At 52.5% G+C, this 19,365-nt stretch carries 16 protein-coding genes and 1 other annotated feature; of the genes, 15 read left to right on the top strand and 1 reads right to left on the bottom strand.

What is annotated here, in order from left to right:
* The first annotated feature begins 4 nt into the window (after positions 1-4).
* From QQZ12_RS04655 to ileS, 6 genes are all read left to right on the top strand, one after another.
* Positions 5-706, top strand: a complete 702-nt coding sequence (locus tag QQZ12_RS04655) for a YggS family pyridoxal phosphate-dependent enzyme (RefSeq protein ID WP_102992852.1) — start codon at positions 5-7, stop codon at positions 704-706.
* Between the two features lie 21 nt (positions 707-727).
* Complete coding sequence (locus QQZ12_RS04650; protein ID WP_102992851.1) at positions 728-1,150, top strand: cell division protein SepF; 423 nt, start codon at positions 728-730, stop codon at positions 1,148-1,150.
* An 11-nt stretch (positions 1,151-1,161) separates the two neighbouring features.
* Positions 1,162-1,422: a YggT family protein gene (locus QQZ12_RS04645; RefSeq protein ID WP_022736443.1), complete on the top strand. Its 261-nt coding sequence runs from the start codon at positions 1,162-1,164 to the stop codon at positions 1,420-1,422.
* Between the two features lie 4 nt (positions 1,423-1,426).
* Positions 1,427-2,212, top strand: a complete 786-nt coding sequence (locus tag QQZ12_RS04640) for a YlmH family RNA-binding protein (protein ID WP_123827458.1) — start codon at positions 1,427-1,429, stop codon at positions 2,210-2,212.
* 99 nt (positions 2,213-2,311) lie between these two features.
* Positions 2,312-3,286: a DivIVA domain-containing protein gene (locus tag QQZ12_RS04630; RefSeq protein ID WP_416332398.1), complete on the top strand. Its 975-nt coding sequence runs from the start codon at positions 2,312-2,314 to the stop codon at positions 3,284-3,286.
* Between the two features lie 50 nt (positions 3,287-3,336).
* Positions 3,337-3,569, top strand: a binding site (T-box leader).
* 117 nt (positions 3,570-3,686) lie between these two features.
* Entirely contained in the window at positions 3,687-6,461 is a 2,775-nt protein-coding gene (gene ileS / locus QQZ12_RS04625) for an isoleucine--tRNA ligase (RefSeq protein WP_102992849.1), read from the top strand.
* A 234-nt stretch (positions 6,462-6,695) separates the two neighbouring features.
* On the opposite strand, the gene QQZ12_RS04620 is transcribed toward ileS, so the two are convergent.
* Positions 6,696-8,045, bottom strand: a complete 1,350-nt coding sequence (locus tag QQZ12_RS04620; RefSeq protein WP_284724041.1) for an amino acid permease — start codon at positions 8,043-8,045, stop codon at positions 6,696-6,698.
* Between the two features lie 244 nt (positions 8,046-8,289).
* Between QQZ12_RS04620 and QQZ12_RS04615 the strand changes: the two genes are divergently transcribed.
* The 9 genes from QQZ12_RS04615 to carB all read left to right on the top strand — a co-directional run bounded on the left by QQZ12_RS04615 (position 8,290) and on the right by carB (position 19,362).
* The gene (locus QQZ12_RS04615; protein WP_284724040.1) at positions 8,290-8,994 is read left to right on the top strand and encodes a TraR/DksA C4-type zinc finger protein; all 705 of its coding nucleotides are present in this window, start codon (positions 8,290-8,292) and stop codon (positions 8,992-8,994) included.
* 93 nt (positions 8,995-9,087) lie between these two features.
* Positions 9,088-9,573, top strand: coding sequence for a signal peptidase II (gene lspA / locus QQZ12_RS04610; protein ID WP_284724039.1), 486 nt, complete (start codon positions 9,088-9,090; stop codon positions 9,571-9,573).
* Between the two features lie 12 nt (positions 9,574-9,585).
* Positions 9,586-10,512: an RluA family pseudouridine synthase gene (locus QQZ12_RS04605; protein ID WP_102993873.1), complete on the top strand. Its 927-nt coding sequence runs from the start codon at positions 9,586-9,588 to the stop codon at positions 10,510-10,512.
* Between the two features lie 178 nt (positions 10,513-10,690).
* Complete coding sequence (gene pyrR / locus QQZ12_RS04600; protein WP_431606296.1) at positions 10,691-11,248, top strand: bifunctional pyr operon transcriptional regulator/uracil phosphoribosyltransferase PyrR; 558 nt, start codon at positions 10,691-10,693, stop codon at positions 11,246-11,248.
* A gap of 113 nt (positions 11,249-11,361) precedes the next feature.
* Complete coding sequence (gene uraA / locus QQZ12_RS04595; RefSeq protein WP_284724037.1) at positions 11,362-12,756, top strand: uracil permease; 1,395 nt, start codon at positions 11,362-11,364, stop codon at positions 12,754-12,756.
* Between the two features lie 62 nt (positions 12,757-12,818).
* Positions 12,819-13,748, top strand: a complete 930-nt coding sequence (locus QQZ12_RS04590) for an aspartate carbamoyltransferase catalytic subunit (RefSeq protein ID WP_284724036.1) — start codon at positions 12,819-12,821, stop codon at positions 13,746-13,748.
* Positions 13,745-15,022 carry a dihydroorotase gene (gene pyrC / locus QQZ12_RS04585; RefSeq protein ID WP_284724035.1) on the top strand — a complete coding sequence of 426 codons (1,278 nt, stop codon included), beginning with the start codon at positions 13,745-13,747 and terminating at the stop codon, positions 15,020-15,022. Before QQZ12_RS04590 ends, pyrC begins: the two co-directional genes overlap by 4 nt.
* Before the next feature lie 34 nt (positions 15,023-15,056).
* Positions 15,057-16,151 carry a glutamine-hydrolyzing carbamoyl-phosphate synthase small subunit gene (gene carA / locus QQZ12_RS04580; protein ID WP_102993871.1) on the top strand — a complete coding sequence of 365 codons (1,095 nt, stop codon included), beginning with the start codon at positions 15,057-15,059 and terminating at the stop codon, positions 16,149-16,151.
* Positions 16,144-19,362: a carbamoyl-phosphate synthase large subunit gene (carB, locus tag QQZ12_RS04575; RefSeq protein WP_102992843.1), complete on the top strand. Its 3,219-nt coding sequence runs from the start codon at positions 16,144-16,146 to the stop codon at positions 19,360-19,362. The genes carA and carB overlap by 8 nt, the downstream gene beginning before the upstream one ends.
* The last annotated feature ends 3 nt before the right edge of the window (positions 19,363-19,365 follow it).

Raw genomic sequence — 19,365 nt, 5'->3', positions numbered from 1 at the left:
TCTCATGAACGAATTTGGTAAACATTGGGAAAAGGTGCAAGAGCGTATTCAAGCAGCTTGCCGGCGGGCTAACCGGGATCCACGCGAAATTGGGGTGGTGGCCGTCACCAAATACAGCGATGTGGAGGATACCGCCCGCTTGCTTGACCTAGGCCTAACCCATGTCGGGGAGAATAAGGTACAGGATGCTGTTCCCAAATGGAAAGTGCTCGGCGACCGTGGCACTTGGCACTTCATCGGGCACATGCAACGCAACAAAGTAAAAGAGATCATCGGTCGGTTCCAATACCTACATTCACTGGATCGGCTCTCCCTGGCGCAGGAGATTGACCGTCGGGTGCGCCAAAAAGAGGCTGAGCCTTTGTCCTGTTTTTTGCAGGTGAATGTGTCGGGCGAAGAAAGCAAATTTGGAATTTCCCCGAAAGAATTAGAAGAATTTGCGAAAGAAGTGGCGAATTATTCTACGATTGAGGTGGCCGGACTGATGACCATGGCGCCCATCGTCGAAAATCCGGAGGAAGTGCGGCCCATCTTCCGCGAACTGAAGCGGTTGCAAAAACAATTACAACGGTTAGACCAGCCCCGTTTACGTGTGCCTCATTTGTCCATGGGCATGTCTCAAGATTTTGATATCGCGATTGAAGAAGGGGCCACATGGGTCCGGCTTGGATCCGTGTTAGTTGGAGGAGGCAAACGGGGACGGTAGCCTTTAAAGGAGGCGAAATCAATGACTTTCATGGAGAAGATCATGGGCTTTTTCGGTGTGAGCGAAGAAGACGAGCCATACGATGATGATGAGCTTGAACACGAAGATGGAACAAGCCATCATCTGAAGGGGAGGAGCAATATCGTATCCTTGCACACGCAAAAAAACATCCGCCTCGTCTTGTTCGAACCCCGTAGCTATGAAGAATCTCCCGAAATCGCAGATCACTTGAAAAGCCATCGTCCGGTTGTTGTCAATCTCCAACTCGTCCGCCGCGATCAAGGCGTACGCATCATCGACTTTTTGAGCGGAACAGTATATGCTTTAGGGGGCAACATTCAAAAGTTGGGCAACAACATTTTTATTTGCACCCCGGCCAACGTGGATATCACGGGCTCGATCACCGATTTCCTGAAAGATGATGAGCTAAAAGATTTGAGGTGAACAGAAAGCTCATGTTGATTTATCAAGTGGTTGACACGTTATTTACCATCTACCAATTTGTGCTGATTATTTACATCCTTGCGTCATGGTTGCCGCAGGTGTATGAATCCCCCGTCGGACAATTGCTCGCGCGCTTGTCGGAACCGTACCTATCCGTCTTTCGCCGATTCATCCCGCCGATCGGATTTATCGACATCTCGCCGATCGTGGCGTTATTCGCCCTCCATTTCATACGATTGGGCGTCATGACCATCATCAGTTGGGTGATCTGATAAAGTGAGACGAGAGAAGGAAACATTGTTCATGCATTTCCGCCCGGAGGAGCGGATCGTGGTCGAACGCGCGCTTGATTGGGCGTGGAAAGTGGCGCATCAGCACCAAACGGTGTTGACCAATTTCCTCGATCCTCGCGAGCGGGATATTGTCAACATGGTGGTGCGGCGCCAACCCGACCTGAATGTATGGTCGGATGGCGGGCATGCGGATGCGGAGCGCCGCCGCGTGTTTATCGCACCCGGCTATGTTGTGGAAGACCCTGAGATGTTTGGGCTCACATACTTGCGCATAGAAGCAAATAGAGGAAAAAAATTGGAACACCCCGATGTATTGGGGGCGCTTCTCGGGCTAGGCATCAAGCGGGAAAAGCTGGGGGACATTCTTCCTCATGACACCGGATGCGACCTGGTTGCTGCTTCCGAACTAGAGGGATTACTCCTGGTGCAAGTTGGACAAATCGGTCGCGAGCATGTTAACATAAGAACGATTGCTCGCGATGAACTGGCTCATCCCTCGCAAAAGAAGAGGGTGCACGCGGTTACGGTTGCTTCCTTGCGCATCGATGCGGTGCTTGCCGAAGGGTTTCGGATCTCCAGGTCAAAGGTGGCGCAACTCATAAAAAGCGGAAAGTGCAAAGCCAATCATAAGATTGTGGATCAGCCTGACTTTACGGTTGCGCAAGGGGATCTGCTTTCACTTAGAGGATTCGGACGGTTATATGTCGAAAGTATTGGCGGCAATACCAAAAAAGGGCGCATTTGGTTAGACTTGGTGGAATTCGCATGAATGTCAAGTCTTTTTTGAAAGTCGCTTATAGAATTTCGGCGGGATATTTGGTAATATTGTCGAATAGAAAAGATTGTATTTGTCCAGGAGGTGCGGATGATGCCGCTAACGCCTTATGATATACACAATAAAGAGTTTAAAAGATCGTTCCGTGGATATGATGTAGATGAAGTAAACGAATTTCTTGATCAGATTATCAAAGATTTTGAATTGCTGACCCGCGAGAAGCTGGAGTTGGAACAGCAAGTGGAAGAGTTGCAAGCGGAGATCGAACGCTTGATGGAAGGCGAATCCATGTTCCAAACGGGTCCGCAACCACAACCGGTACAGCAAGTGCAACAAATGCAACAGATGCAACCGCAACCGACGCAACCACCGATGCCCCGTTATTCGGAGCCGATGCCGATGCAACCACCTGCGGCGACACTGGCTTCCATGGAGCAAAGTATTCACAAGTCGATTCGCGTGGCGCAAGAAGTGGCGGAAGAAGTGCGCTTGAATGCCAAAAAAGAAGCCGAGTTGATCGTACAAGAAGCGGAGAAAAACGCAGACCGTATCATCAACGAGGCGTTGCAAAAAGCGCGCGCCATTCACAGCGAATTGCTTGATCTCAAACAGAAAGCGACGGTTTACCGCGCCCGTTTCCGCACATTGGTGCAATCCCATTTGGATATCTTGGAAAACTCCGATTGGGAATCCTTGGAGGAATTGGAGCAAGGTTTGGAAGATAAAGGGAAGCAAATCGAGCAGTATGCCGAGAGCCAACCGACGGAGCTTCTGCTGGAGCAACCATCCCATGGGTACCAAGAGTATGCAACGCAAGAATTTGACAACAATGATTTCCGTACGGGACAAGACTTCCATACAGGTCAACAGGATTTCCATACAGGTCAGGACTTCCACGCAACGCAAGAATATCACGCCAATGAATTCCATAACATGGAAGATACCAGTGTGATTGACAACAGCATGTTGGATGAAGTGGCAGCCACCTACATGGATGAAGAGGAAGAGCCGCGCCGGGAATTGCGCAGCAGAAAATCCCGTACATTAAAGAAAAAAGCGATGTTTTAATCTGGCTTAACCTGCCACCGTTCGATGAAATTACTCAAATAAAATAGTGGCCAACGGTAAGGAAAGGGAAGAGTAGATAGATGTGCTCGCGTTCCAGCGAATTAGGGGTGGTGAAAGCCTAATCCGAGTATCTATCGAAAATCACCCTGGAACTGTCACCTGAACCTTGGAGTAAGGTCGACCGCGTCATTCACGTTACGGATGTGCAAGTGGCTTTGTCGTCTGTTGAGCCAGGACATAAAGCTAGTAGGGTGGTACCGCGGGAAACCTTCTCGTCCCTTGAGGATGAAGAAGGTTTTTTTTATTGTCCGAACCGAACTGAACCCAGGATATTCCAATGAGTGGCGCAAGTCGCTGTCCAGAGAGAGAAACGAAAACAGAATAAAAGGAGTCATGTTCTATGGCAGACTACAGCAAAACAGTCAATCTACCGAAAACTGAATTTCCGATGCGGGGGAACCTCCCGAACAAGGAGCCGGAAATGCAAAAATGGTGGGAAGAAGTGAACATCTACCAACAAGTGCTTGATAAGCGGAAGGGAAATCCTAGCTTTATCCTGCATGACGGCCCCCCATATGCCAACGGCGACCTCCATATCGGGCATGCTTTGAACAAAACGCTGAAAGATTTCATCATTCGTTACAAGTCGATGAAAGGGTATTATGCCCCCTATGTGCCCGGATGGGACACCCACGGATTGCCGATTGAACATGCGGTGGTGACCAAGAAAAAAGTGGATCGTCGCAGTGTGGATCCGGTTGAGTTCCGTGAGAAATGCAAAGAGTACGCGCTTTCCTTTGTAGAGAAGCAAAAAAGTCAGTTCAAGCGATTGGGAGTTCGGGGGGATTGGGACAATCCATACATCACCCTGCTACCTGAATATGAAGCGGCGCAAATTCGCGTGTTTGGTGAGATGGTTAAGCAGGGCCACATCTATCGCGGCATGAAGTCGATCTATTGGTCCCCCACTTCCGAAACGGCGTTGGCGGAAGCTGAGATTGAATACCATGACAAGCGCTCCGCCTCCATCTATGTGATGTTTCCGGTGAAACAAGGTAACGGTGTGTTGCCTGTGGACGACACCTATGTGGTGATCTGGACGACGACGCCTTGGACGATTCCGGCCAACGTGGCGATCTGCTTGAATGAAGAATTGGAGTATAGTTTGGTTGAAACCGGTGGCCGCAAACTCCTGATGGCTACCGCCTTGGTTGAAGAAGTGATGAAAGTGGCGGAGCTGACAGAGTATAAGACAGTTGCCCAATACAAGGGAAGCGATTTGGCCGGCGTGGTTTGCCAGCATCCTTTGTATGATCGGGAAAGCCCCATTGTGTTTGGTGACCATGTAACGGTGGATGCGGGAACCGGCTGTGTGCATACAGCTCCTGGACACGGTGAAGAGGACTTCCGCGTTGGCCAAAAATACAATTTGGAAGTGTTGTGCCCTGTGGACGGCAAGGGCCGGCTGACGGCGCAAGCACCCGGATTTGAAGGGCTGTTCTATGATGACGCCAACAAGCCGATCACGGAGAAATTGGCTGAACGCGGCTACCTGTTGAAGCTGAACTTCATTACGCATCAGTATCCGCATGATTGGCGCACCAAAAAGCCGGTCATCTTCCGGGCGACGGAGCAATGGTTCGCTTCAATCGATGGGTTCCGCCAGGCAATGCTCGATGAAATCAAAAAAGTGAAATGGACGCCCGCTTGGGGTGAATTGCGCATTCACAACATGATCGCCGACCGGGGAGACTGGTGTATTTCCCGGCAACGGATCTGGGGTGTGCCATTGCCGATCTTCTACTGTGAGAAATGTGGGGAGCCCCATATCACAGAAGAGACGATCAAATTTATCTCCGACCTGTTTGCACGCGAAGGCTCGTCCGCTTGGTATGCCAAAGATGTGCATGAATTGATGCCGGAAGGACAATCCTGCCGGGCTTGCCACGGTACGGAGTTCCGCAAAGAAACCGACACGATGGATGTGTGGTTTGATTCGGGTTCTAGCCATAAGGCGGTGTTGGAGGGCCGTGATGATCTGAGTTGGCCTGCTGACCTGTACTTGGAAGGTTCTGACCAATATCGTGGATGGTTCAACTCTTCCCTGTCCACCGCGGTGGCGACCAAAGGGCAGGCGCCTTATAAGCAAGTGCTCAGCCATGGGTTTACGATGGATGGAGAAGGGCGCAAGATGTCCAAGTCGTTGGGCAACACCATTGAGCCTGCCAAAGTGATCAACATGTATGGGGCGGACATTCTGCGCTTGTGGGTTGCATCTAGTGATTATCAATCGGATCAGCGTCTGTCGGACGCCATTCTGAAGCAAATCGCTGAAGTGTACCGCAAACTCCGCAACACCTTCCGTTTCTTGCTGGGGAATTTGCACGGCTTTGATCCAACTTCAGACCGTCTGCCATATGAGCAATTGACCGAGCTGGACCGCTTTGCATTGGCGAAGTTGCAACGGTTGATCGACCGGGTGACCAAAGGGTATGACGAGTATGACTTCCATCAGGTGTATGTGGACTTGCACACCTTCTGTAACGTGTTCTTGAGCCAGTTTTATCTGGATGTATTGAAAGACCGCTTGTACGTATTGCCAGCTGATGCCCCAGTGCGCCGTTCCGCGCAAACCGTGCTTTATGACATGTTGCAGGCTTTGGTGACGATGGTGGCGCCGATCATTCCGCACACTGCTGATGAAGTGTGGAAACACGTGCCGGGCGTGACAGAGATCAGTGTGCAATTGGCCGATTTCCCAGTCAGCAATCCTGCGTATGCGGATGAAGCGTTGGAGGCCAAGTGGGATCGTTTGCTTGAGTTGCGCGATGTGGTATTAAAGGCGTTGGAAGAAGCACGGGCCGCGAAATTGATCGGCAACTCGCTGGGGGCCAAAGTGGTGTTAACCCCGAATGAGGAAGTGGCTACTCTGCTGGCTGAATCTGAAGAATTGGATCAACTCTTCATCGTATCGCAAGTGGAGTTGAAGCCAGCTTCGGCGGATGTGAGCAAGGAAGCGAAATTGCACGTTGAAGTAGAAGTGGCTGAAGGGGAGAAATGCGACCGTTGCCGCATGATCCTGCCGTCTGTCGGCACACACGCTGACCATCCGGAGTTGTGCAGTCGTTGTGTGGACATTGTGCGCGAGCATTATCCTGATGTGGCGGCCGAATAAAATATGCTAGCCTCACGCATTCTAGGAGTTTAAGAATGGAGGCTAAGCAGGATTTTGTCAACGAATGAAAGACCCCATAAGAACATGGGGTCTTTTTTTGCGCAGAAATCTTAAGGGTATGGTAAGTTGAGATGGCAATCAAAAGCGTGAAGAAGCAGTTGGCGGGGTATGCCCCGACGAGGTAGAAGCAATCAAAAGACGCATCCCCACGGCGGGGATGCGTCTTTGCTCTTGTTATGAACGGACCGTTTGCGATGCCGTTTTTGGCCTGATAAACAAGGAGGCCAGCGTCAGCACAGCCACCACGCTGAGATAGACGGCATTGTTGATCAGATTTTTCGGATCGGCCAGAATGAAGCCGAAGATGACGAGCAAAATCAGCACAGTCAGCCTAGTCAAATAAGGGAAGAATGCGACACGGTATTTCAATTGTCCGTCATATGTGGGACGTAACTTGAGTTGGGCTAGGCAGATCAAGATCCAAATGAGCAAGACTGTCAGCCCGGGAATGCCCATCAGATATTGAAAGACAGAGTCTTTGGCGATGAAGGCCGCGAAAGCGCCCAACAAAAGGCCGACGCCGCTGATCATCAGCCCGAATACGGGCACCCCTGTCTGACTGGTGCGGGTAAACAGCGCTGGGGCTTCCCCACCCCTCGCCAAAGAATAGATCATGCGCGAGGTCGCGTACATGCCTGAGTTGGCTGCGGAGATAACGGCAGTCAACATGATGAAGTTCATCACATGGGCTACTCCTTTAAGCCCTACCGCGGAGAGCACTTGCACAAACGGGCTGGCTTGTGAGCCCACTTGATCCCATGGAACCAGCATGGTGATCAACAAGATTGGCAAGGCGTAAAAGAGGCAAATGCGATAGATGACGCCTTGCATCACTTTGGGAAGTGTGTGGTCGGCGTCTTTCATTTCGGTGATGGAGAGCCCGACTAGTTCGGTGCCACCATAGGAAAAGATCACGATCAACAACGACGAAATTACGCCCATCCAGCCGAGCGGAATAAACCCGCCGTGAGCCGTCAGATTGCTTGCCGATGGCGGATCGGCAACAGGGATGAGGCCCAGGATCAGCGCGGCGCTCAACAAAATGAAGACAACCAACGTGACCACTTTGATACCCGTAAGCCAAAACTCGATTTCTCCGTATAAGCGCACGCTAAACAAATTGATGAAAATGACAAAGAGTGCGGAAAACAAGCTGAGCGCCCAAACGGGAACATTGGAAAACCAATAATGCAAAAAGGTGCCGGCTGCAACAATTTCCAGCGCCATCACGATGATCCAGAGAAAAAAGTAGAGCCAACCGACGACGAAGGAAGTCCGGTAACCAAAAGCACGGTGGATAAATCCGCGCAAATCGACGCCGGGAATAGCCATCCCCATTTCAGCCAAGGCGCTCATGACGATGAAGAGGAGGCCTCCAGCAGCCAGATAAGAGATGATAACCCCGGGGCCGGCGGCGGAGATGGTTTCCGAACTGCCTTGAAAGATGCCTGTACCGATGGCACCACCTAGCGCCATCATTTGTACGTGTCGGGGCAGTAGTTGTTTTTTCAATTGATTGCCCATGTTTGTCCACCCTTTCGCTTCATTGCCTAAAAGCATAACAGCAATAAAGTGTTTTGGGAAGGGTATAATTAAAATCAAGTTAATTGCAAATAATCTAATATCTAGAAAAAACATAAGCGGTAGCGATGGCGATTGTTGCTCGCCCGCCTCATTTTCTCTTTCCATCCTCCCATTTCCAGAGGAAATCGAACCGACTCGGGACAGCATAAACAGTAAGCAAGTTGACTTGATGGGAGGCATGAATATGAACGGGCAACAGTTGGGCCTATTGCGGCAACAATTGCTACAAGAGAAGCAAGAAATCGAAGAGCGGGTGGCGCACAATGACAACTATGGCATGGCAACGGGGATGAACGCCTCAGTGGGAGAATTGTCTGGCTACGATAACCATCCCGCCGATTTGGGAACGGAAATGTTTGAGCGTGGCAAGGATTTGGCATTGAATGAAGCGGATGAGCGGCATCTGCAAGAGATTGAAGCGGCGCTCAACCGGATGGAACAGGGTACGTACGGAATTTGCAAACAATGTGGTCAAGAAATTCCGTTTGAACGACTGGAAGCGATGCCGACAGCTGAGTATTGTGTTGAACACCGTCCACATCCCCACATCTCTGCTAACCGTCCGGTTGAAGAACAGGTGGTGCAACCAGGACATCACAATCACGACGAAAGCGACTACAATTTTTATGATGGTGAAGATGCTTGGCAGGAAGTGGAACAGTATGGGACGTCTAATCCGCCGGATTTTTTTGCAGAAGCCCGCAGTTACAACGAATTGACGGTCGATCACAATGAACAGCGCGGGTACATCGACTTGGTCGAAGGCTTTGCGATCACCGATATAGATGGGAACTCAGCCGAAATCACCGATATCACTCACAACCAGGCATACCGCCAAAAAGATCGGGAAGAAACCTTGCGTGACCTAGACCAAGACTTTATCGGTTAAAAGGCTGTCTCAACTTGTTCGGACAGATTACCCTGTGCTACAATCAGATGGAAAAAGGAAACTGTTCGACTGTGGGAGACAGGAGGAAGACAGTTGAGATATTTTTTTACCTCACTCGGCATTTTGATTTTGGACCAATGGACAAAGTGGTTAGTGGTTCACAATATGAGCTTGTATGAATCGATTCCGGTGCTCCAAGGCTTTTTTTACATCACCTCGCACCGCAATCGCGGAGCGGCGTTTGGGATTTTGCAAAACAAGCAGTGGCTATTTATTATCATCACCTTTATCGTGATCGGTTTTGTGCTGTATTATTTATGGCAACTGAAACATGAGCGTCCAATCATGTCCTTTTCGTTTTCCTTAATATTGGGAGGAGCGATCGGCAACTTGATCGATCGGTTGCGGAGTGGGGAAGTGGTCGACTTTTTGCATTTCCAATTCGGCTCTTATCAATTTCCTATATTTAATGTTGCCGATTCAGCGATTGTGGTCGGTGTGATCGTGTTGATCATCCTCACTTTGATCAGCCCCACGGTTGAACCGAATGAATCGTTGTCTGAAGCGAGGGACTCTTAAATGGCAGAAACAATGGACATCGTGGAGCGCCACGAATGGGAAGTCACAGAGGAATATGAAGGGGAGCGGCTGGATAAGTTCCTGCCGTCTTTTCATGAGGAGTGGTCCCGGGCGCGGGTGCAAGACTGGATCCGCGACGGGTTTGTCCGAGTAAACGGGCAAGTGAAGAAAAGCAATTACCGTTTGAAGCAGGGCGATCAGGTTGTGTTCGATGAACCGCCCATCGCGGAATTGGAGGTGGCCGCGGAAGCGATCCCGCTGGATATCCGTTATGAGGATCAAGATGTGATTGTGGTCAACAAGCCGCGCGGCATGGTGGTTCATCCTGGAGCTGGGAACGAGACGGGGACACTGGTTAACGCATTGTTGGCCCATTGCAAGGGAGAGCTGTCCGGCATTGGCGGGGTGGCTCGCCCTGGCATTGTCCATCGGATCGACAAAGACACCTCTGGGCTGTTGATGGTGGCTAAAACTGATTTGGCTCATCAGTCCTTGGTGGAGCAGTTGAAGGAACACTCTGTTGAACGGGTGTATGTCGCTGTGGTGCACGGGGTGATCCCGCATGAGCATGGCACAGTAGACGCCCCGTTGGGACGTGATCCTAACCATCGCCAGCGGATGACGGTCATCCATAAAAACAGCAAGCAAGCCGTCACGCATTTCACTGTGCTGGAACGGCTGAAAAATGCTTCATTAGTGGAGTGCCGCCTGGAAACGGGGAGAACGCACCAGATTCGCGTCCACATGAAGTACATCGGTTACCCGCTTATCGGCGACCCTGTTTATGGACCGAAGAAGAACAACCATCCGATTACGGGGCAGGCGCTACACGCCAAGGTGATCGGTTTCACCCATCCCCGGACAGGCGAACGGATTCGCGTCGAAGCAGAACTTCCAGCGGATATGGAAAATTTAATTCTCACATTAAAGATGAAATAGAACCATTTTCTGTTGACAACCGCTTCCAACTGATGCATAATACATCTAAGCGAAGGGAACCTTTAAATCCAGTCCAGAGAGGCTGGCAAGGGCACGGTTTAATATGGGTGCAGTATGTCTTCCAGTGCTTCTTGTCCAGCGATGGCCAAGAAGCTTTTTTTGTGCCCTGTAAGGTCAGATGAAAGAGGGGGAAACCGGATTGGAAAAAGAAAAAGTGATTCTGGATGAAGCGGCGATTCGCAGGGCGCTAACCCGGATTGCCCACGAGATCTTGGAACGCAACAAGGGCATTGACCATTGCATCTTGGTCGGCATCAAGACAAGAGGAGCGAATCTCGCCCAGCGTTTGGCGGAACGGATTCACCACATTGAAGGAAAAACGATGCCGATCGGTGAATTGGACATCACCTTGTACCGGGATGATCTCACTGAAAAGCATGAGCATCCTCAAGTGAAAGAGACGGATGTGCCGGACATCACTGGCAAAAAAGTGATTTTGGTGGATGATGTGCTCTACACGGGGCGCACCGTGCGGGCGGCGATGGATGCCTTGATCGACCGGGGCCGGCCGCAGATGATCCAGCTGGCGGTGCTGGTGGATCGCGGACATCGCGAGCTGCCAATCCGTCCCGATTACGTCGGCAAAAACGTGCCTACTTCTCGCACGGAGTTGGTATCCGTCTACTTAAGTGAAGTGGATCAAGGAGAAGATCGGGTAAGCATTACAAATCGATAAGTAAGTCCCTTTTAACTCGGTCCCGTGAGGCCGGCAAAGGGAACGCGGAATTGCGCTGTCATTACAGGTATGCTGCGTCTCTTTGCCATGCGGGCGAAAGAGGCGCTTTTTTTATGGGACTGGAAAAGGAGTTGAGTGAGATGAAAGACAAGAAGATACGAATGGATGTGCATGAACGTCCCGCGTGGCATGAGTGGATCATGCTCAGTTTTCAACATTTGTTCGCCATGTTTGGAGCGACGGTGCTGGTGCCGCTGTTGACTGGGATGAACCCGGCGGTCGCCCTCTTTACGAGCGGAGTGGGGACGCTTGCCTACATGATTGTGACCAGAGGGAAAATACCGGCTTATCTCGGTTCTTCATTTGCTTTCATCGTTCCCATCCTAACGGTCTCGCAAGGTGGCAAGAACATGGGGGAAGCGTTGTTCGGCTGTTTTGCGATCGGGATTATGTACGGGGTGGTTGCGCTGGTCGTCTACAAGTTTGGCATCAAGTGGCTTGACCATCTGTTGCCACCGGTGGTGATCGGTTCGGTGGTCATCGTGATCGGACTAGCCCTCGCTGGCACCGCGGTTGATATGGCTAGCCAAAAAGATGTGATCCAAGCCATGCCGCAAACGGCGCAAGAATGGCAGAACATCCAAGGCACGATCAAAGCTGTTGACCCGGAGCAGGGCACGGTGACGGTTCACACCTACTCGCTGGAGAACTTTTTGGTGGCTTTGGCCACCTTGGCCATCGCCATTGTTACCAGCATGTATGGCAGGGGATTCCTCAACATCATCCCCATCTTGGCCGGGGTGATCGGGGGGTACCTGATCGCCATCGCGGTGGGCATGGTCGACTTTACGCCTGTGAAAGAAACAGCGTGGTTTGCGGTACCGGAATTCACCAAGCCAGTTGTATCCTGGCATGCGGTGTTGGTGATGCTGCCGGTTACGCTGGTAGTGCTGGCGGAACATATCGGGCACCTGATTGTGACAGGGAACATTATGGAACGGGACTTGACTCGCGATCCCGGTTTGCACCGCTCCCTGTTGGGCGATGGCATTGCGGTGAGTGCGGCGGCTTTGATTGGTGGTCCCCCCTCCACGACTTATGGGGAGAATATCGGTGTCATGGCGATCACTCGCGTGTTTAGTGTCTGGGTGATCGGGGGCGCGGCGGTGCTGGCTATGAGCTTTGCCTTCATTGGGAAATTGTCCGCGCTCATCCAAACCATCCCCACCCCGGTTATGGGTGGTGTATCGATCCTCTTGTTCGGCATCATTGCCTCAGCGGGCTTGCGCATGCTGATTGAGCACCGGATCGACCTGGGAGAACGGCGCAACCTGGTCATCGCAGCGGTAGTACTGGTGATTGGCATTGGCGGTGCGGTTCTGCGCTTCGCCGACATCCATCTGGAGTTGGAAGGGATGGCGCTCGCAACAGTGGTAGGGATTGTGCTCAACGCAATCTTGCCGCGGCAACAAAGGCAAGCGGGTGCGCAAGAAGCGGAAGTAGCTTAAATGCGTGATTACAAGTTGGGGGCGTTCGCTACCCGCCACATTGATAGAAAGAGGGAGATCAGATGGCGTTGATGACGCAGGAGTGGAAACGGGAACATTTGCTGGATACGAGCCAGCTCACCCTGAATGAGTTGAAAGCCATTTTGGCTCGCGCCCGGTATTGGGAAGAAAATTGGCGTCCGGGCATGGGGCCATACCGCGGCCGGTTCGCAGCTAATTTGTTCTTTGAGCCCAGCACCCGCACACGGTTTTCTTTTGAAGTGGCTGAGAAAAAGCTGGGAATGGAAGTGGTGAACTTCACCCCTGACGTTTCTAGCACCGCCAAGGGAGAATCCCTGTACGACACCGTCAAAACCTTAGCGAGCCTTGGGGTGGAAGTGGCCGTCATTCGGCACTCCGATCCGGAGCAAGTAAAAGCTTTGGCAAGGCAAGAAGTGGGTTGCAAAATCCTAAATGCTGGCGCGGGTCATTGGGCCCATCCCACCCAAGCGCTGTTGGATTTGTACACGATGCTCAAACATTTCGGCGACTTGTCCGGCAAGACGGTGGCGATTGTGGGGGACATCGCCCACAGCCGTGTAGTGCACTCCAATATGTGGAGTTTGAAGCGGTTCGGCGCCCATGTGATCTTGAGCGGCCCGCAAGCGATGCGCGACCGCGACTGTGAACAAGAGGCTCCTTATGTACCGTTTGAAGAAGCGTTGCAGACGGCGGATGTGGTCATGATGCTAAGGGTACAACTGGAACGGCATCAAGAAAAGTTGTTCACATCCAAGCAGGATTACCATAAACAATATGGGTTGACACTTCAGCGTCTTCGCTTGATGAAGCCCGAAGCGATCATCATGCATCCGGGCCCGTTTAACCGAGGCGTAGAAGTGGCCGATGAAGTGGTTGAACATCCGCGGTCGAAAATTTTTGAACAGAAAGCGAACGGCGTGTGGATTCGCATGGCGGTACTGGAACACGCACTGGAGGGGGAGAAAGCATGAAACGGATCATCAAAAACGGTCATTTGCTCGACCTGCAGACGGGAACGATAAATAAACGCGACATCCTGATCGAAAACGGCATGATTCAAACGATAGCAGAGAATGTGACCGATCCAGAAGCGGAAGTGATTGATGTCGCCGGCAAATTGGTCGTGCCGGGATTGATCGACATGCACGTTCACTTTCGTGAACCCGGATTTGAGAGGAAGGAAACGATTGCGACGGGTAGCGCGGCCGCGGCCAAAGGCGGTTTCACCACGGTTGCCTGCATGCCGAACACCCGCCCGGTGATCGATTCGCCGGAGACGGTGCGGCAAGTGCTAAGCCGTGCCCAAGAGGCTGGATTGGCGCGGGTGCTCGTCTACGGTGCGATCACAGTGCGAGAATTAGGCCAAGAGTTGACAGACATGGAAGGGTTGAAAGAAGCTGGCGTGTTTGCGGTCACGGATGACGGAGTCGGGGTGCAAAGTAGCCGCATGATGAAAGAAGCGATGCGCCGCGCTCACAGTCTGGGGTTGCCGGTGGTCGCTCATTGCGAAGACGACACGCTGGCCAAAGGCGGCTCAGTCCATCAGGGGGTATTTGCTGCCAAGCACGGTTTGAAAGGCATCCCTTCCGAAGCGGAGGCGATCCATGTCGGCCGTGACATCTTGTTGGCGGAAGACATTGGGGTTCATTACCATGTGTGCCACATCAGCGCCGAGCAATCCGTGCGCTTGGTACGGGAAGCGAAACAGCGTGGGCAAAAAGTGACGGCAGAAGTGACGCCCCATCACTTGCTGTTGTGTGACGAAGATATACCGGAACCCAATGCGATGTGGAAGATGAATCCGCCGCTCAGATCCAAGCAAGACCGGCAGGCCCTGATTGAAGGCTTGAAAGACGGTACGATCGACATCATTGCTACCGACCATGCGCCCCACACCAGTGAAGAGAAAGCGTGGGACATGGAGAAAGCGCCGTTCGGTATCGTCGGCTTGGAGACGGCTTTCCCTCTCCTGTACACGCATTTGGTGGAAAAAGGGGTGTTGACCCTGGCGGAGCTGGTGGACAAAATGACGCGGAAACCGGCTGAGATCTTCGGTTTGCAGTATGGAGAATTGGCTGTCGGCAAACCGGCAGATGTAACGGTGATCGATCTGGAGGCGGAACGGGAGATCGACCCAACCACGTTTAAGTCACTGGGGCGAAACACACCCTTCGCTGGCTGGAAGGTAAAAGGATGGCCGGTTTTGACCCTGCTCGAGGGTGAAATTACTTGGCGGGAGATCTGAGCTTGCGCTGGCATGACAAGGAGGAGATGAAATGATGAAAGCAAGATTGCTTTTGGAAGATGGAACATTATTTACCGGCACTTCGTTCGGCGCTGAAGGGAACTCCCTGGGAGAAGTTGTTTTCAACACCAGCATGACCGGATATCAGGAGATATTGACCGACCCCTCTTATTGTGGGCAGATCATCACGATGACTTATCCTTTGATCGGCAATTATGGGATTTCCCGGGACGATAATGAATCGCTCCGCCCGTATGCCCAAGGTTTGGTGGTGCGGGAAATCGCCGAGTACGCAAGCAATTGGCGCAATGAAATGCCGCTTTCCACCTTTTTAAAGGAATATGGCATCATCGGGATCGCTGGCATTGACACGCGCATGCTGACGCGCAAGTTGCGCCAAAATGGAGTGATGAAGGGCATTATCACCACCGGGGATGAGACGATTGAAGCGCTGATGGAGCAGATGGGCACACCGCTGATGCGCGATCAGGTCGCCCGCGTGAGCACCAAGAGCATCCACATTGCGCCAAGCTATGGCAAACGCGTGGTGTTGGTTGACTTCGGAGCGAAGCACAATATCCAACGCGAGTTGGTAGAACGGGGTTGTGAAGTGATCTCCGTGCCGTACAACACGCCAGCAGAAGAGATTCTCCGCTTCCGTCCCGACGGGATTATGCTTTCCAATGGCCCTGGGGACCCCAAAGATGTGCCAGAAGCCATCACCATGATCGGCAAACTGTTGGGGAAAGTGCCAATGTTTGGCATCTGTTTGGGGCATCAGCTGTTCGCCTTGGCCTGTGGAGCGGATACGGTAAAAATGAAATTTGGCCATCGCGGCGGCAATCATCCAGTCAAAGAATTGGCGACGGGCCGCACAGTCATCACCTCGCAAAACCATGGGTATGCCGTCAATCCTGAGTCAGTGAAGGGCACCGGGTTGGAAATCAGCCATATCGCCTTGAACGACGGCACCGTGGAAGGGTTGGTGCACCAGTCGCATCCGGCTTTCTCAGTGCAGTACCACCCCGAATCGGCGCCTGGTCCGCTTGATTCCGGATACTTGTTTGACCGATTTGTCGAAATGATGGATACGTTCGCCGCGCGGAAGGGAGAGGGAGTCCATGCCTAAAGATCCAACACTGAAGAAAATTCTCGTCATCGGTTCTGGGCCGATTGTTATCGGGCAGGCGGCCGAGTTCGACTATGCCGGTACGCAAGCATGCCAAGCGTTGAAAGAAGAAGGGCTGGAAGTCGTTCTGGTGAATAGCAATCCAGCCACGATTATGACTGACACCAACATGGCTGATCGGGTGTATATTGAACCGCTCACCGCTGAGTTCATTACGCAAGTGATCCGCAAGGAACGGCCAGACGGCTTGTTGCCGACGTTGGGGGGTCAAACGGGGCTGAACCTGGCGGTCGAATTGGCGAAGCAAGGGGTGCTGGAGCGAGAAGGCGTACGCCTTTTGGGGACTGACCTCCGAGCCATCACCAATGCCGAAGATCGCGACTTGTTCCGCAGCCTGATGAATGAATTAAATGAGCCAGTGCCAGAAAGCGTGATTGTCCAATCTGTTGAAGAAGCGGTGAACTTCGCCGAGGAAACGGGTTACCCCGTGATCGTGCGCCCTGCTTACACCCTAGGCGGAACCGGTGGCGGGATCGCCCACACCGAAGCGGAATTGCGGGAGACCGTCGATAACGGCTTACGCTACAGCCCAATCAGCCAATGCCTGATCGAGAAGAGCATCGCTGGGTATAAAGAGATCGAATATGAAGTGATGCGAGATGCCAATGATAACTGCATCGTCGTCTGTAACATGGAAAACTTCGATCCGGTCGGCGTGCATACGGGAGATAGCATTGTGTTCGCGCCAAGCCAAACCTTGTCCGACCGCGAATATCACATGTTGCGCACGTCTGCGCTCAAGATTATCCGCTCCCTGAATATCCAGGGCGGATGCAACGTGCAGTTTGCACTCGATCCGCACTCCTTCCAGTACTATGTGATCGAAGTGAACCCGCGCGTGAGTCGCTCCTCTGCGCTGGCATCGAAAGCGACGGGTTACCCAATTGCGCGGATCGCGGCCAAAATCGCCATCGGTTACACCTTGGATGAACTGAAAAATCCGGTGACCGGCGAGACCTACGCTTGCTTTGAGCCGACCTTGGATTATGTGGTGAGCAAAATCCCGCGCTGGCCGTTTGATAAATTTGTGTCGGCCAACCGCAAGTTGGGCACGCAGATGAAGGCGACGGGCGAAGTGATGGCGATTGGCCGCACCTTGGAGGAATCGTTGTTAAAAGCGGTTCGGTCGCTAGAAATCGGTTTGGATCACATCGCATTGCCAGACGCAAGACAACTTGACGATGCCACCTTGCGCGAGCGGATTCGCGTGGCCGATGATGAACGCCTCTTCCTCTTGGGAGAATGGTTCCGCAGAGGGCACTCGTTGGAGGAGGCGCATCAACTCAGCAAAATCGACCGCTTCTTCTTACACAAACTGGAACGGATCGTCAAACTGGAGCAGCAAGTGGCCGAAGCGGAGGTCTTGGATGTGGATCTGCTCCATACGGCCAAACGCATGGGTTTCACCGACAAAACCATCGGTCGCCTGCGTAACCAATCTGAGAAAGAGATCCGCACCTTGCGTCTGGCGCATGGCCTACAGCCGGTATACAAAATCGTGGACACGTGTGCAGCCGAGTTTGAAGCGGAAACACCTTACTACTACTCCACTTATGAACAAGAGGATGAAGTGCGTAAATCTGAGAAAAAGAGCATCATCGTGCTGGGCTCCGGGCCGATCCGCATCGGGCAAGGGGTGGAGTTCGATTATGCCACTGTGCATGCGATCTGGGCCATCCGGGCTGCGGGATATGAAGCGGTGATTATCAACAACAACCCGGAAACGGTATCGACCGACTTCAACACTTCGGACCGGCTGTACTTTGAACCGCTTTACAAAGAAGATGTGCTCAACATCATCGAAAAAGAAAATCCTCTCGGCGTCATCGTGCAATTTGGGGGGCAAACAGCTCTCAATCTGGCGCGGGATCTGCGGGAAGAAGGCATTAAGATTTTGGGTACTTCCTTGGAAGAGATCGACCGAGCCGAAGACCGCAAGAAGTTTGAAAAGCTGCTGAACGATACCAAAATCGCTCAACCGCCGGGCGCGGCAGTTACTTCTGTCGAAGAAGCGGCCCAAGTGGCAGCCCGCCTTGGCTATCCTGTGCTAGTGCGCCCATCGTATGTCTTGGGTGGACGCGCGATGGAGATTGTCTACAGCGAAAGTGAACTGCGCTCTTACATGGAAGTAGCGGTGCAGGTCAATCCGGAACATCCGGTACTGATCGACCGGTACTTGCTAGGCAAAGAGTTGGAAGTGGACGCCATCTGCGATGGAGAAGACGTGTTGATCCCGGGCATCATGGAACATATCGAACGGGCCGGGGTACACTCTGGCGACTCGATTGCTGTCTACCCACCGCAATCCATCACACCGGAGCAAAAGGCGCGGGTGATTGAGATCACGACGCAAATCGCTAAGTCATTGCATACCAAAGGATTGATCAATATCCAGTTTGTTCTCTTCAAAGGCGACATCTATGTGCTGGAAGTGAATCCGCGCGCTTCTCGGACTGTGCCGTTCTTGAGCAAAGTGACCGGCATCCCGATGGCGCAAGTGGCTACCCGGATCATGTTGGGCGAGTCACTCCAAGAGCAGGGGTATGACAACGGCTTGTGGCCGGAAAGCAAGGAAGTGGCGGTGAAAGTGCCGGTCTTCTCCTTCGCGAAGTTGCGCCGCGTCGATATCACGCTGGGACCGGAAATGAAATCAACCGGCGAAGTGATGGGACGGGATCGCGATTATGCCCGCGCGGTGTACAAAGGGCTATTGGCGGCAGGCATCTCCTTGCCCCGTTTTGGCACGGTGGTGGCGACCATCGGAGACAAAGAGAAAGAGGAAGCCGTTTCACTCATGAGACGGTTCCATCAGCTAGGATACAAGATCGTCTGCACCAGTGGAACGGCGGACATCTTGGAAGCGGCGGGCCTGCCGGTTGAGCGTGTGCACAAATTGCGAGAGGGCTCCCCACATATTCTGGACTTGATTCGCCAAGGCAAAGCGGACTTAGTAGTCAACACTTGGACGCGTGGGCGCACACCGGAGCGGGATGGGTTCCGCATCCGCCGTGAAGCGGTAGAGAACGGCATCGCCTGCCTCACTTCGCTTGATACGGTCGAAGCGCTGTTGATCACATTGGAGTCGATTCACATGAGCGCAGACCCGATTGGCCAACCTGCTGTCGGCGCCCGCTCAGCAGTCTTGGCTTAAGGC

The organism is Laceyella tengchongensis (assembly GCF_900182735.1).
Classification (GTDB): Bacteria; Bacillota; Bacilli; order Thermoactinomycetales; family Thermoactinomycetaceae; genus Laceyella; species Laceyella tengchongensis.
This window is presented reverse-complemented; position numbering and strand designations above follow the sequence as displayed.